Here is a 12,970-nt window from a genome sequence, read left to right as displayed (position 1 = left end):
CTCCGGCATCTTCCGCTCCGTCCACCTGATCGAGCGGCGTCCGGGGGCGATCGGTGACCACTTCGTGCACGCGGACTTCGACCACCGCACCGGCGAGGGACTGCTCCTCGTCGAGTGCGACGTTCCCGCCGTGGTGGACATTCCCGAACTCGGCATCACCGACCTGCCCGCGGGCGAGCCGCACAGGATCGCGCACATCGAGCCCTGGACGGCCGAGACGCCGCGGCTGTACGCGGGCAGGTCGGTGATGCCGAGTTCGGGAATGTCCACCACGGCGGGAACGTCGCACTCGACGAGGAGCAGTCCCTCGCCGGTGCGGTGGTCGAAGTCCGCGTGCACGAAGTGGTCACCGATCGCCCCCGGACGCCGCTCGATCAGGTGGACGGAGCGGAAGATGCCGGAGAGCCACCACATGTCCTGGTCCTCGAGGTAGCTCCCGGCGGACCACTGGTGGACCCGGACGGCCAGCACGTTGCGCCCCGCCCGAAGCGCCTCGGTGGCGTCGAACTCTGCGGGCAGCCGGCTGCCGGTCGCCCAGCCGAGCTCCGTGCCGTTCAGCCAGACCGTGAAGTGCGAGTCCACCCCCTCGAACCGCAGCACCCAGCGTGTACCGGGAGCGACGGAGTCGAGAACGAACTCCCGGCGGTACTCGCCGGTGGGGTTGTCCTCCGGTGGGTGCGGCGGATCCACGGGGAACGAGTAGACCACGTTGGTGTAGGCGGGCAGACCGAAGCGGGCCTCGCTCACATCGAGAAGGTCTCCGTTCTCGTCACGCAGGCCTTCCATCTGCCACAGGCCCGGAACACGCATGTGGTCCCATGCCGAGTCGTCGAACCCGGGCTCCTGGAACCCTTCGGTCATCTCCCGGACCGACGGGTTGAGCCGGAACCGCCATCGACCGTCCAGACCGATGCTTTGGGCATCGCTGATGGTGCTCGCCCTCGGCGCCAGACAACCCTCACCCGGGCTGTACGAAGCAAGCCGTCGGCTCGCTGGGGTATGCAGGGTCATGGTGCGTCCTCCGTAGCGGGGTCAAACGGTTGGTATTGCCTTCGGGCCCGGCCAGGCAGGTGCGCCGGGCAGGGCAGGACCACAGGGTGAGCAGGCTGATCAGTGCGGCGTGGGCGAGGGAGTCCGGTCCTCGCCGCGCTCGGCGCGGAAGGAGGAGGCCGGGAGGCCGTGGACCGGGCCGGTCACACGGTCCTCTCGGCGGTCACTGGGACATGGGGGTCAGATCGAGTCGGACGGGCTCGTCGCGGTCGCAGTGCAGTCTGCCGTCGACGACTCGTGCGGCGGCGACCTGGAGCGAGGAGCGACGGGTGGCCTGGGTGCCGTCGTCATCGTTGGTGTACGCGGGGCGGCCGGGATGTGTGAAATAGAAGATGTAGGCCGTCTCTCCCTGGACGACCACGTCGGCATGGAGGCCGATGTTGCCGTCGTCAGGACGGCTGCCCGGCGTGTCCAGGATCAGTCCCTGGTGTTCCCAGGTCGTCAGGTCGTCCGACCGCAGCACTCCCTGTCCGCGCCACTCGTCGATGATCATCCAGTAGTGGCCGTCCAGTGCGAAGACGTTAGGGCCCTCGTGCCCGCGGTGATCGACCACCACGCCGATGGGCCGCCAGTGGTACAGGTCCGGGCTGTCGGCGGCGCAGGTGAGCGAGCCACGGGATTCGTCCTTGAACCACATCCGCCAGCCACCGCCGGGCAGTGGGAACACGCACGCGTCGATGACCCGGTCGGAGTCGAGGTCCAGCACCCCGTGGTAGTTCCACTCCAGCATGTCGGGGCTGGTGTAGTGGCGGATACGGGCGGCGCCATCCCAGGAGTCGGGTACGCCGCGGATGTAGCTGACGTACATGTGGTAAAGCCCGTCGTGCCAGATGATCTCCGGAGCCCAGAAGGTGTTTCTTCCCCACTCGGTGTCCAGACCGGTGAGGGTGCCCCGGTAGGTCCAGGTGCGACCGCCGTCCGCGGACGCGGCCACGCCCAGGTCGGTGCCGTGCACCCAGGCGACGCCAGGACCTGGGGCTGTGGTGCGGCGGTTGGTGTAGACGAGCCACCATTCGCCGCTTTGGCGGTGGTGGACGGCGACGGGGTCCGCGGCCCCGTCATATACGGGGTCGCGGAAGAGAGGGGCGTCGGCTACGGCGTTCACCGGTGGTCTTCCTTACTCATGGAGTGTTCTTGAGAAACCGGGGTGCGGCGACGGCACCCACCGCCCGGCCGGCGGCCAGGCGAGGCATGACGTCGGGCAAGGAGGGATGCGGCGCCGGTCGTGTGGGGCCGGCTGCCCGCACACCGCGGGGGACCTCCGCGGGGCCGCGGCAGGCCACGGCCCACGTTCAGCCGCCTGTCGACTCCCGGATCACCACGGAGAAGGGGCTGACGAACTCTTCGTGCTCCGCTCCGGGCTCGGTCTCCTCGATTCGCCTGATCAGCAGGTTGACCGCCCGTTCGGCCATCGTGTCGTGGTCCGGGTCGACGGTGGAGAGCGAGGGGACGAGAAACTCGCTCTCCGTGACGTTGTCGAAGCCGATGACCTTGACCTGATCCGGCACCCGTACCCCGGCACACGCCAGGCCCCGCAGCGCGCCCATGGCCACGGAGTCGTTGACGCAGAACAAGCCGTCGAAGTCGAGCCCGCTCTCGACCATCTCCCGGGCCCGTGCGACACCTTCGCGCATGTCCGGCCTTTCCACCGTCTGTATCAGGGCCGGGTCCGCCGACAGGCCGGCCTTGTCCAGCGCCTGCCGGTAGCCCGCGAGGCGGAGGCTGGAGACGTCGACTTCATCGACCGCCCCGCACAGGATCGCGATGCGTCGGCATCCCCGCTCGATCAGGTGACGGGTGGCCGCCTCGGCGGCGTCGACGTTGGGCATGGCGACGTGGTCGACGGGGCCGCCGAAGATCCGCTCGCCCAGGATGACCACGGGGTGGTCCACCTTGAGGCACTCGGCGTCGGCCTGTCCCATACCCGCGGCGCTGAGGATGAGCCCGTCGTACAGCCGGTTGCGCGACAGGGACAGCGCGTGCAGCTCGTTCTCCCGCGAAGCGCCGGTCTGCTCGATGCTCACCCGTAGGTTGTGGCGCTCGGCCGCGGTGATGATGGTGGCGGCGAGCCGGCTGTAGTAGGGGCTGTTCACCATGGGGACGGCGAGACCGATGGTGCCGGTGCGGCCTTTGCTGAAATTGCGGGCCGCGATGTTGACCCGGTAGTCGAGGCGGGCCATCGCCTCGAGGACCTTCTCCCGAGTTGCCCGACGCACGTTCGGACGATCGTTGATGACGTTGGAGACGGTCATCGCCGAGACTCCGGCCGCCTTCGCCACGTCCCGAATCGTTACCACGTTCGCCCCTAGCTGCGGTCTCAAAAATCCCCCGGGTGCTGTGCCCCGTGTCTGCCTGCGCCACGCCCCAGCACAGAGGAAGAGTTCCTCCGACGCCGGGAGGCAACGCCCGGAATCCCCTTCACTTCCCTGCCCTGTGCCGACACGGGCGGCTCGGGGTTCTGCTCTGGCTCACGCGTCGCGAACCGTACGGCTGCGTGCGCTCGTTCATGAAAGCCGGCCGCTGGTCCGGCGGGCCGTCTCCGGCCCTCCAGCGCCAGATCTGGAGGCCGCCGTAGCTGCGGTGGCCAGGGCGCTCAGCGAAGTGGCCGTACAGGTTGCGGCTGATCTTCGGTCGCTCGATGCCGCGGTTGATGACCAAGGTCAGGGTAGGCACGGACATGCTCCAGTTGTGCTGTGGCGGGTTGGGACGACGCGGTGGGCTGTCGGGCCTCCGGCCGTCGGGCGGCGAGCAGGGGACGACACGGCGTTGCCATCCCACGGCGCGCTGTTCGGCCAGCAATGACCCATTATGGAGCCCTTGCTTGTACCGGTAAAAACGCTGCCATCGCGGTGCCCGAGGAGTCAAGAGTCGTGCGACGACTTGCTCGGCCGTAGGGCCGTCCGCCCCCAGCGGGCTGGTGTTCCGGCGCACTTGACAGTCTCAGACCGACCCACCTAGCGTTCGCCGATGTCGCTCCGCAACCGGTTTCGCGGTGCGGCCGTCGCAGGGCATAGTTCCGCCGAGTCGAGGAACCGGACCCGCTCCCTGAACACTCACAACCGCCACGCCGACGTGGAGCCGACGGTGGCCGAGGTGTGCCATGAATCAATCCTGAAAATGCCCGGCAGTCGCCGTGGCGGCCGCCGCATCCGTGTCACTGCCCGCGGTTCCCTGATGAGGCGCCAGGCGGCCTAGCCGCCTCGCCACTTCCCCGCTCTCGGGCTGCTGTTCAGCTACCAGGTTCACTGCCTTCCCCCGACAGCGGGAGCCCGCCTGTGCGCGGGCAGCGGTGACGACCGCCCTTGGGACGGGCGGCGTCTGATCCCGTCAACGAGCTGAGGCCACCGCATGGCCCAGAAAGCCGTGCACCACAGCTGAGTGCAGACCGCGCACCGACGCAGGCTCCTCGTGCCTTTCGCGTGCAGCACTCGTCTGTCCGCAAACCCCTTCACGCCCCGCACGAAAGGTTTCACAGGTATGCCCGTTTCAGCCCCAGTGGCCAGCAAGAACCTGCCGGACCTGGTGCGCGGCTTCGGCGCGACGCAGCCGATCCCGAGACCGAATGCGCCGCCCTCAGCACCCGCCGATCCATGGGACGCCCGGTCACCGCCGGCGAGGTGCCGTGGCCATCGCCCGCCTCGCGAGCCCGCCGTCCGGCTCCACCACTGGCACGGACCTCGCCGTGGACCTCGACGCCCCCTCCCTGCACGGCCAACAAGGAGACACAGCAATGCGCAGTTGGACCTATCCGCCGGCAGGGCTGCCGCGGCGTGCGTGCCGCGCGGCCCGCGTGCGCCGCCCCGACTCCGGAGCCTAGAGATGTCCCAGAACAGCGCGGCGAAGCCGCTTCGCGTGCCGAAGGTGAGCATGCGACGCAGGGCCCGACGCAGCTTCAGTCGTCACTGGACGCTGTATCTGCTGATGCTCGTGCCACTCGTGCACCTCGCGATCTTCAAGTACGTCCCGATGACCAACGCGGTCATCGCCTTCAAGGACTACAACATCATCAAGGGCATCTGGGGCAGTGACTGGGTGGGACTCCGTCACTTCCAGGCCATATTCGACAACCCGGTCTTCTGGGACCTGGTGAAGAACACCTTCTCGCTGTCCTTGTACGCGGTGATCGCCGGCTTCCCGATCCCGATCATCCTGGCGCTGGCGCTGAACGAGATCCGGCAGGGATTCTTCAAGCGCACCGTGCAGCTGGTGACATACGCGCCGTACTTCATCTCCACGGTCGTGGTGGTCTCGATGATCATCATGATCCTCTCGCCCAGACTCGGTCTGTTCAGCCACGTCTTCGGATTCTTCGGTGTGGAACAGGTCGACCTCCTGGCGGATGCGGACTACTTCCGGCATATCTACGTCTGGTCGGACATCTGGCAGACGGCGGGCTACTCGGCCGTGATCTACCTGGCTGCCCTCTCCGGTGTCGACCCGTCCTTGTACGAGGCGGCCCGGGTCGACGGCGCGTCGCGGCTGCAGAAGATCTGGCACGTCGACCTGCCGAGCATCATGCCGACCGCGGTGATCATCCTGGTCCTCGCCGTCGGCAACATCATGACGATCGGGTTCGAGAAGGCCTTCCTGCTACAGAACCCGATGAATCTCAGCGCCTCGGAGATCATCGCCACCTACGTCTACAAGACCGGCCTGATCAACGCCGACTTCAGCCAGGCGACCGCCGTCGGCCTGCTCAACTCCGCGGTCAACCTCGTCCTGCTGTTCTTCGTGAACTTCGCCGCCAAGCGGCTCACCGGAAACGGGGTGTGGTCATGAGCCGGCCGCAGAACACGGCGATCGCCGATCCGAAAGACCAAGACCGCGCGGCAGCACCAGCCGCTCCCCGGGGTTCCGGCTCACCGCGGCTGCGCGTGCGCCGACCCCGGAAGAGCCGGCGGGTCCAGGAGACCCGGGTCGACCGGATGTTCCTGTTCTGCACCTACCTGCTGCTGTGCACGTTCCTGGCGGTCGTGCTGCTGCCGCTGCTGAACATCCTCGCCAGCTCCTTCAGCGACCCGATCGCGGTGTCGTCAGGACGGGTGCTGTTCTGGCCGGTGGACTTCTCGCTGCGCGGCTACGAGGTGGCGCTCGGCGATCCGCAGGTCGTCACGGGATTCATCAACTCGCTCATCTACACAGGCGTCGGCGCCTTCATCAGCGTTACCCTCACCATCGCCCTCGCCTACCCCCTGTCCCGCAAGAGTCTGTTCGGACGCGGCCCCGTTATGGGCGCGGTCGTCTTCACCATGCTGTTCTCCGGCGGTCTGATCCCAACCTACCTGGTGATACAGCAGCTCGGCATGTTGGACACCCGCTGGTCCATGGTCATCCCGCAGGCGATCGGGGTCTGGCAGGTCGTCATCGCCAGCACCTACTTCCGGACGATGATCCCCGACGAGCTCTACGAAGCCGCTCAGCTCGACGGCTGCGGGGACCTGCGTTTCCTGTGGAAGGTCGCCCTCCCGCTGGCCAAACCGATGATCGCAGTGGTGGCGCTGATGTACGCCATCACCCAGTGGAACTCCTACTTCGACGCCCTGATCTACCTCAAGGACGCCGACCTCTATCCGATCCAGCTGGTACTGCGGAACATCCTCATCCTCAACACCAATCCCAACGGCGCCAGCAACGCCGCACAGATGCTGGAACGCCAGCAGCTCGCCGACCTGCTCAAGTACTCCCTGATCGTCATCGCGAGCGTGCCCGTCCTGCTCATCTACCCCTTCGTCGCCCGGTACTTCACCAAGGGAATCATGATCGGCGCGATCAAGGGCTGAACCGCTCCACCCACCCTCCTCTCCCCAAGAGCCGCAACGCAAGGGAACAGCCATGCCTCGCTCTCACCTGGCCGCCAGAACGGCGGTCGCCGGGACACTGCTCGCGACTGTGGCCGCCTGCACCGGCGGATCGCCTGGCGTCACCGACACCGCCAAGCCGCTGCCCACCATCAAGGGGAACCCGCCGGTGACCCTCACTGTCTTCGCCCCCGGAGACTCCAACCTGAAGACCAACGCGTTCACCAAGCTGATCAAGCAGAAGTTCAACATCACCATCAAGTGGCAGACGACGACGTTCGACGGCGCCGCCGCCAAGGAAAAGCGCCAGATCTCGCTGGCCAGCGGTGACCTGCCCGACCTGTACCTGCTGGTCCCTTGGGTCGACCAGTTCAGGCAGACCGAGCTCCTCAAGCTCTCCTCCCAAGGCGTCATCCAGCCGCTTAACCAGTTGATCAACCAGTACGGACCCAACATCAAGAAGGCGATGGCCGATATCCCCGCATACAAGCGGATGGCCACCGCACCCGACGGCAAGATCTGCGGAATGCCCCAGTGGGTCGACTGCTACCACTGCTCGTATCCGAACAAGCTGTGGATGAACAGCGCCTGGCTGAAGAAGCTCGGGCTCAAGCCGCCGAAGACCACGGACGAGTTCCGCAAGGTGCTGAGCGCCTTCAAGACCAAGGACCCCAACGGCAACGGCAAGGCCGACGAGGTACCGCTGAGCGGGGACACCGGAGACACGATCATCCCGTACCTGATGAACGCGTTCATCTACACCCCGACCGGCAACACCACCCCCGACGCCAACACCACCCTGGTCTTCAACGACGGCAAGACCGACATCCAGGCGAACAAGGAGGGCTGGCGCGAGGGCCTGCGGTACATCAAGTCGCTCTACGACAAGCATCTGTTCGAAAGCAGCGCCTTCACCCAGAACGCGGACGCCCTGAAGAAGCTGGGTGACAACGCGAACGCGGTGATCCTGGGCTCCGCCGCCGCCCTGCACCCCGGCTTCGTCACTCAGGGGCAGAAGGACGGCCGTGACAGGCAGTACGACGCGCTGACTCCGCTGACCGGCCCGGAGGGCAAGAGCTACACGACTTACGCCTTGCCGTCGATGCCCGGAGCGACCTTCGTCCTGACGACCAAGGCCTCTCAGACCGAGCAGATCCAGGCGATCAAGATGCTGAACTACATCTTCAGCCACGAGGGTGAGCTCAACGGCAGGTTCGGACCGGAGGGCAAGGGCTGGGTCGAGCCGGGCCCGAAGGACATCGCACTCGACAAGAGCCTGAAGCCGAAGTACAAGGTCAAGCCCACGGACAACGGCAACTGGGGCGCGATCGCGCAGTACAACGACACCGCGGAGTTCCGCAACACGCAGGCGATAGCCAAGGACACCAAGACGCCGGACGGATACGAGCGCCGGCTCTTCGATGCCACCAAGCTCTACGAGCCGCACGCGGAGAAGGCCGAGACGTTCCCGTACGGCGAGGCGTGGATCGACCCGGCGCAGGCGAGCGAGCTCGCCACGCTCCAGACGAACATCGGCACCTTCGTCCAGCAGAGCGCGGTGCAGTTCATCACCGGGAAGAAGTCCCTCGACTCCGACTGGGACTCGTACGTCAAGGACCTCGACAAGCTCGGGCTGGAGCGCTTCCTGGAGATCTACCAGCAGTCCTACGACAAGACGCACTGACCATGGGTGGCCGGTGCCGTCGACCGCCACAGACGGCACCGGCCGCCTCGGCCGACGCCCCGCACGGACGCACGGGCACGGGCCCTTGAGAAGAACAGAGGAAACTCCTTGTCCTACAGCATCCGCGTGGGTGGCCTGGAACGCCACGCCACCGAAGAGATCCTGCGCATCGAGCCCTGGGGCCCGCACGCGGTCCGGGTGCGGGCCTCCTCGGGGGCCATCGATCCCGCCGCGCCCGGTGCCCTGGAGAGCCCCCCGCCCTCCCCGCACGCCGAACTGTCCGTATCGGACGACGGCTCCGCCCGCCTGGTCAACGGCCACCTCGCCGTCGAGGCCTCGGCCCACGGTCGGCTGAGGTTCCTGCACGCCGACTCGGGCCGTGAACTGCTCGCCGACAAGACCCCGTACCCCCACCACGCCGGCCCCCGCGTCCATGCGGCGGGCGGCCGGACGGAACAGCACTTCGAGGCGTGCGACGGTGAACGGCTGCACGGCCTCGGGCAGCATCTGCACGGGCTGCTGGATCAGAAGGGGTGTGTGATCGACCTCGTCCAGGGCAACACCGTGGCCACCATCCCCTTCCTGCACTCCTCGCGCGGCTACGGACTGCTGTGGAACAACCCCGCCACAGGGCGTGTCGAACTGGGCACCGACACGACCCGGTGGGTCGCCGACGGCGGCGGGCGGGTCGACTACTGGATCACCGCCGGGGACACCCCGGCCCAGATCATGGACGCGTACACCCTGGTCACCGGACGCCCACCCCTCCTCCCCGAATGGGCGTCCGGTTTCTGGCAGTCGAAGCTGCGCTACCGCACCCAGGACGAACTCCTCACGGTGGCACGGCAGTATAAGGAGCGCGGACTGCCGCTGTCCGTCATCGTCTGCGACTACTTCCACTGGCCGAGCATGGGCGACTGGCGTTTCGAGGAGAGCGAGTGGCCCGACCCCGCCGCGATGGTGAAGGAGCTCACCGACCTCGGGGTGCGGCTCGCGGTCTCGGTGTGGCCCACCGTCGAGCCCGGCAGTGACACCTTCGACGAGCTGCGCGCGTCCGGACACCTCGTACAGGACGCGGATGGCGGCCTCCTCACCTTCCCGTGGCCGTCGCGCAGTGCCGAGGAGCCGATGCGCCCAAATGCGTACTACGACGCCACCCACCCCGGCGCACGCGCCGCGCTGTGGCAGCGGCTGCACGACAACTACTATGCGATGGGCGTGAGTTGCTTCTGGCTGGACGCCTGCGAGCCCGACCTGACCCGCGAGGTCGCCGACCGCGCCGTCTACGCCGCCGGGCCGGCCGCCGAGGCCGCGAACCTCTACCCCGTACTGCACACCCGTACGGTCGCCGAGGGCCTGGCCCAGGCGGGCGACGACCGGCCGCTGTCCCTGGTCCGGTCCGCATGGGCCGGCAGCCAGAAGTACGGGTCCGCGCTGTGGTCCGGCGACATCCCCCCTACCTTCGACTCCCTCGCACGCCAGATCAGGGCCGGGCTGAACGTCGCGATGAGTGGCATCCCGTGGTGGAACACCGACATCGGCGGCTTCGGTGGCGGTGACCCGGACGACCCCGCCTATCGCGAGGTGCTGATCCGGTGGTTCCAGTACGGCACCTTCAGCCCCGTCATGCGGCTGCATGGGAACCGCCTGCCGCACGACCCCAACTTCTGCACGGACGCGACCGGCGGCCCGAACGAGGTCTGGTCCTACGGGGAAGAGGCGTACGGCATCCTCCGGGACCACCTGTCGCTGCGCGAGCGCCTGCGCCCATACCTGACGCGGCTGTCCGAGGACGCTCACCGCACCGGCGCCCCGCCGATGCGCCCGCTGTTCTTCGACTTCCCCGAGGACGAGCGCGCCTGGGACGTGGACGACCAGTTCCTGCTCGGGCCCGATGTGCTGGTGGCGCCGGTGTACGAGGCGGGCGCGCGGGCCCGCCGGGTGTATCTGCCGTGCGGGGCACGCTGGCTCGACCCGATGACCGGACGCACCGCCGAGGGCGGTACGACGCTCGACGCGAAGGCCCCGCTGGAGCGCATTCCCGTCTTCGTGCGCGAAGGAGCCGACGTCGCAGCTCGGCTCGGCTGACCTCCTCCTGGTCCATCACCCGCACGAAGGAAGAGAACACGATGCACTCCGCACACCCTCCCGAGGGCGGCACGGCCGCGCCCGGGCCGGCCAAGGTCGCACTGCCCGAACGGGGAATCCATGACACCGCCCCCGCCCAGTTGTGGACCGACGGCTTCCTCGCCGGCAACGGCGAGTACGGGGCCGTGGTGTACGGGGACCTGGCGCTGGAGAAGGTCGTCTTCAACCACCACCGACTGGTCCTGGCGAACGGCACCCGCGACCTCGCCCCGCCGGTGCTCGCCGAACGGCTGGAGGCCGTGAGGGACAAGGCGCTGGCCGGGGATTACGCCGGAGCGTCCCGCGACTTCGCCGCCGGGTGGGAGCTGCGCTGGACACAGACGTACCATCCCGCATACGAGCTCCGGATCGCCGCTGCGCACGACACCGTCGCCGACCGGTACGTCCGGATCACCGATTTCCGCACGGGCGAGGTCACCGCCGCCTGGACGGACGGGCACGGCACCTGGTCCCGCCGGATCTTCGTCTCCCGCGCCGACCGGGTCATCGTCCACGAACTGGCGCCGGCCCCGGGCCGTACCGTCGACGTCACCCTGAGCGTGCACACCGCGCTCGACGACACACCGACCGTGCACAGTGGGCGCCTGGCCCCTGCACGAGATCAACCCGGAGGAGCGGCCCGACCTGGTACCCCCAGCACTCAAAGCGCTCGAACTGCGCGGAGACCAGAACCTCTCCGCACACGGCAGCCTGCACCGCGCCTTGGCCGCCGCACGGCTCAAGGACGGTGCCAAGGTATACGACAACCTCCGGAAGATCACCGGCAGTGACATGCTCTTCCGCTCGCTGATGACCTCCCACAACCCCGGTCGGGACATCTACAACGCGGACGCCGCGAACGCCCTGCCCGCCGTGGTGGCCGAGGCCCTGCTCTACACGAGGCCAGGCGTGCTGGAACTCCTTCCCGCGCTGCCCGAGCAGTGGGACAAGGGCCGGATCACCGGCATCCGGGGCCGGGGCGGAATCCGTGTGCACGAGCTGGACTGGGATCTGTCCGGCCTTACCGCGACCGTGACCGTCACCTCGGACACGACGCAGGACGTCACGCTGATCAGCCGGCGCGGAATGACCTCCGTCTCCACCTCCGCACATATCGGCCCCTCCGACCAGGGCCCGCATAGCCGGAACATTTCCCTCACCGCCGGACAGCGCACGCGTATCACGGTCTCCCTGCCGACGAGCGGCGCAAGGCTCGCGGGTCCCGCTCCCGCCGGACCTGCCACTTCACCACACTGAGGAGCGTTTGTGCATCAGCCGAAACCGGTCTACGTCGGCTACCTGCTCGTCTATTTCATCGGCAGTCCGGCAGCCGATGACGAACGGATCCGGATGGCACTCAGCCGCGGCAACGACCCGTTGCACTACCGGGAACTGAACGCCGGAGAGCCCGTCCTGACCTCCAGCCTCGGTACCAAGGGACTACGCGACCCCTTCGTGATCCGTTCCCCCGAAGGTGACGGGTTCCATTTGATCGCCACGGACCTGTGGACGTCCGGCAGCGAGCATTCGACGCGGGCCACCTGGGACGGGGCCGAGCGCACCGGCAGTAAGTCGATCGTGGTGTGGGACTCCACGGACCTGGTCAACTGGACTGGTCACCGCCTGGTCAAGGTGTCCCCCGACACCGCGGGCAACACCTGGGCACCGAAGGCGTACTACGCCGACGAACTCGGCACGTACGTCGTCTTCTGGGCCTCGAAGCTCTACGCCCAGGACGACCCGGACCACACCGGAACCAGCTACAACAGGATGCTCTGCGCGACCACCACCGACTTCCGCACGTTCAGTGAGCCCAGGGTCTGGCACGATCCGGGGCACGCGGTGATCGACTCAGCCGTGATCAAGCACAACGGGGTGTACTACCGCTATACGAAGGACGAGCGGGACCAGACGGCTTCCGTGCCCAGCGGCAAGCTCATCATCGCGGAGAAGTCGCGTGAACTGGCCGCCACCACGTATGATTTCGTGGCCGACCGTATCGGCGAGGGGGAGATCACCCGCGGTGAGGGCCCGGCCGTGTTCAAGTCGAACACGGAGGAGAAGTGGTACATGTTCATCGACGAGTTCGGGGGGCGCAACTACGTCCCCTTCGAGACCACCGATCTCGACTCCGGGAAGTGGACCCAGTCGACGAGCTACCAACTGCCCCCTGAAGCCAAGCACGGCTCGGTGCTCCCTCTCACCCAGGCGGAGTACGACCGGCTGCTGAGTGCCTATGGCGGGCAGACAAGCGATTCTTGATCACGCACGATCAACCGCGATGCTCTCCACCGCAGGGCAGAAGCGTTTG

At 67.5% G+C, this 12,970-nt stretch carries 9 protein-coding genes and 1 pseudogene; 7 read left to right on the top strand and 3 right to left on the bottom strand.

The window, feature by feature from the left end; genetic code table 11:
- The 3 genes from CCN51_RS23620 to CCN51_RS23610 all read right to left on the bottom strand — a co-directional run.
- Positions 1-1,011: sugar-binding domain-containing protein (locus tag CCN51_RS23620; protein WP_342749390.1), on the bottom strand; the 1,011-nt coding region annotated here is incomplete at its 3' end.
- 202 nt (positions 1,012-1,213) lie between these two features.
- On the bottom strand, positions 1,214-2,155 hold the full coding sequence (locus tag CCN51_RS23615) for a glycoside hydrolase family protein (RefSeq protein WP_014182512.1): 942 nt from the start codon (positions 2,153-2,155) through the stop codon (positions 1,214-1,216).
- Positions 2,156-2,342: 187 nt separating this feature from the next.
- A complete protein-coding gene (locus CCN51_RS23610) occupies positions 2,343-3,329 on the bottom strand; it encodes a LacI family DNA-binding transcriptional regulator (protein WP_238545558.1) in 987 nt (328 codons plus the stop codon).
- 1,588 nt (positions 3,330-4,917) lie between these two features.
- Here CCN51_RS23610 and CCN51_RS23605 point away from each other — a divergent pair.
- The 7 genes and pseudogenes from CCN51_RS23605 to CCN51_RS23580 all read left to right on the top strand — a co-directional run bounded on the left by CCN51_RS23605 (position 4,918) and on the right by CCN51_RS23580 (position 12,921).
- Positions 4,918-5,829 carry an ABC transporter permease gene (locus tag CCN51_RS23605; RefSeq protein WP_043492889.1) on the top strand — a complete coding sequence of 304 codons (912 nt, stop codon included), beginning with the start codon at positions 4,918-4,920 and terminating at the stop codon, positions 5,827-5,829.
- Between the two features lie 95 nt (positions 5,830-5,924).
- The gene (locus tag CCN51_RS23600; RefSeq protein WP_202948328.1) at positions 5,925-6,830 is read left to right on the top strand and encodes a carbohydrate ABC transporter permease; all 906 of its coding nucleotides are present in this window, start codon (positions 5,925-5,927) and stop codon (positions 6,828-6,830) included.
- A gap of 52 nt (positions 6,831-6,882) precedes the next feature.
- Positions 6,883-8,532, top strand: coding sequence for a type 2 periplasmic-binding domain-containing protein (locus tag CCN51_RS23595; protein ID WP_055414083.1), 1,650 nt, complete (start codon positions 6,883-6,885; stop codon positions 8,530-8,532).
- 108 nt (positions 8,533-8,640) lie between these two features.
- Positions 8,641-10,620: a glycoside hydrolase family 31 protein gene (locus CCN51_RS23590; RefSeq protein WP_086860061.1), complete on the top strand. Its 1,980-nt coding sequence runs from the start codon at positions 8,641-8,643 to the stop codon at positions 10,618-10,620.
- A 41-nt stretch (positions 10,621-10,661) separates the two neighbouring features.
- Positions 10,662-11,192 (top strand): annotated as a pseudogene (locus tag CCN51_RS57755) (glycoside hydrolase N-terminal domain-containing protein); the annotation flags it as partial.
- A 64-nt stretch (positions 11,193-11,256) separates the two neighbouring features.
- Positions 11,257-11,916 (top strand): glycoside hydrolase family 95-like protein, encoded by a 660-nt coding sequence (locus tag CCN51_RS57750; protein ID WP_425444775.1) that lies wholly within the window; start codon positions 11,257-11,259, stop codon positions 11,914-11,916.
- Between the two features lie 9 nt (positions 11,917-11,925).
- On the top strand, positions 11,926-12,921 hold the full coding sequence (locus tag CCN51_RS23580) for a glycoside hydrolase family 43 protein (RefSeq protein ID WP_014182504.1): 996 nt from the start codon (positions 11,926-11,928) through the stop codon (positions 12,919-12,921).
- The last annotated feature ends 49 nt before the right edge of the window (positions 12,922-12,970 follow it).

This window comes from Streptomyces milbemycinicus (assembly GCF_002154605.1).
Classification (GTDB): domain Bacteria; phylum Actinomycetota; class Actinomycetes; order Streptomycetales; family Streptomycetaceae; genus Streptomyces; species Streptomyces milbemycinicus.
Note: the sequence above shows the minus strand (reverse complement) of the source record. Positions and strands in the feature narration are given on the sequence as shown.

What these genes read in the sequence shown, in the direction of transcription:
- CCN51_RS23605 (WP_043492889.1), top strand. Translation starts at nt 4,918, where the DNA reads ATGCGACGCAGGGCCCGACGCAGCTTCAGTCGTCACTGGACGCTGTAT.
- CCN51_RS23595 (WP_055414083.1), top strand. Translation starts at nt 6,883, where the DNA reads ATGCCTCGCTCTCACCTGGCCGCCAGAACGGCGGTCGCCGGGACACTG.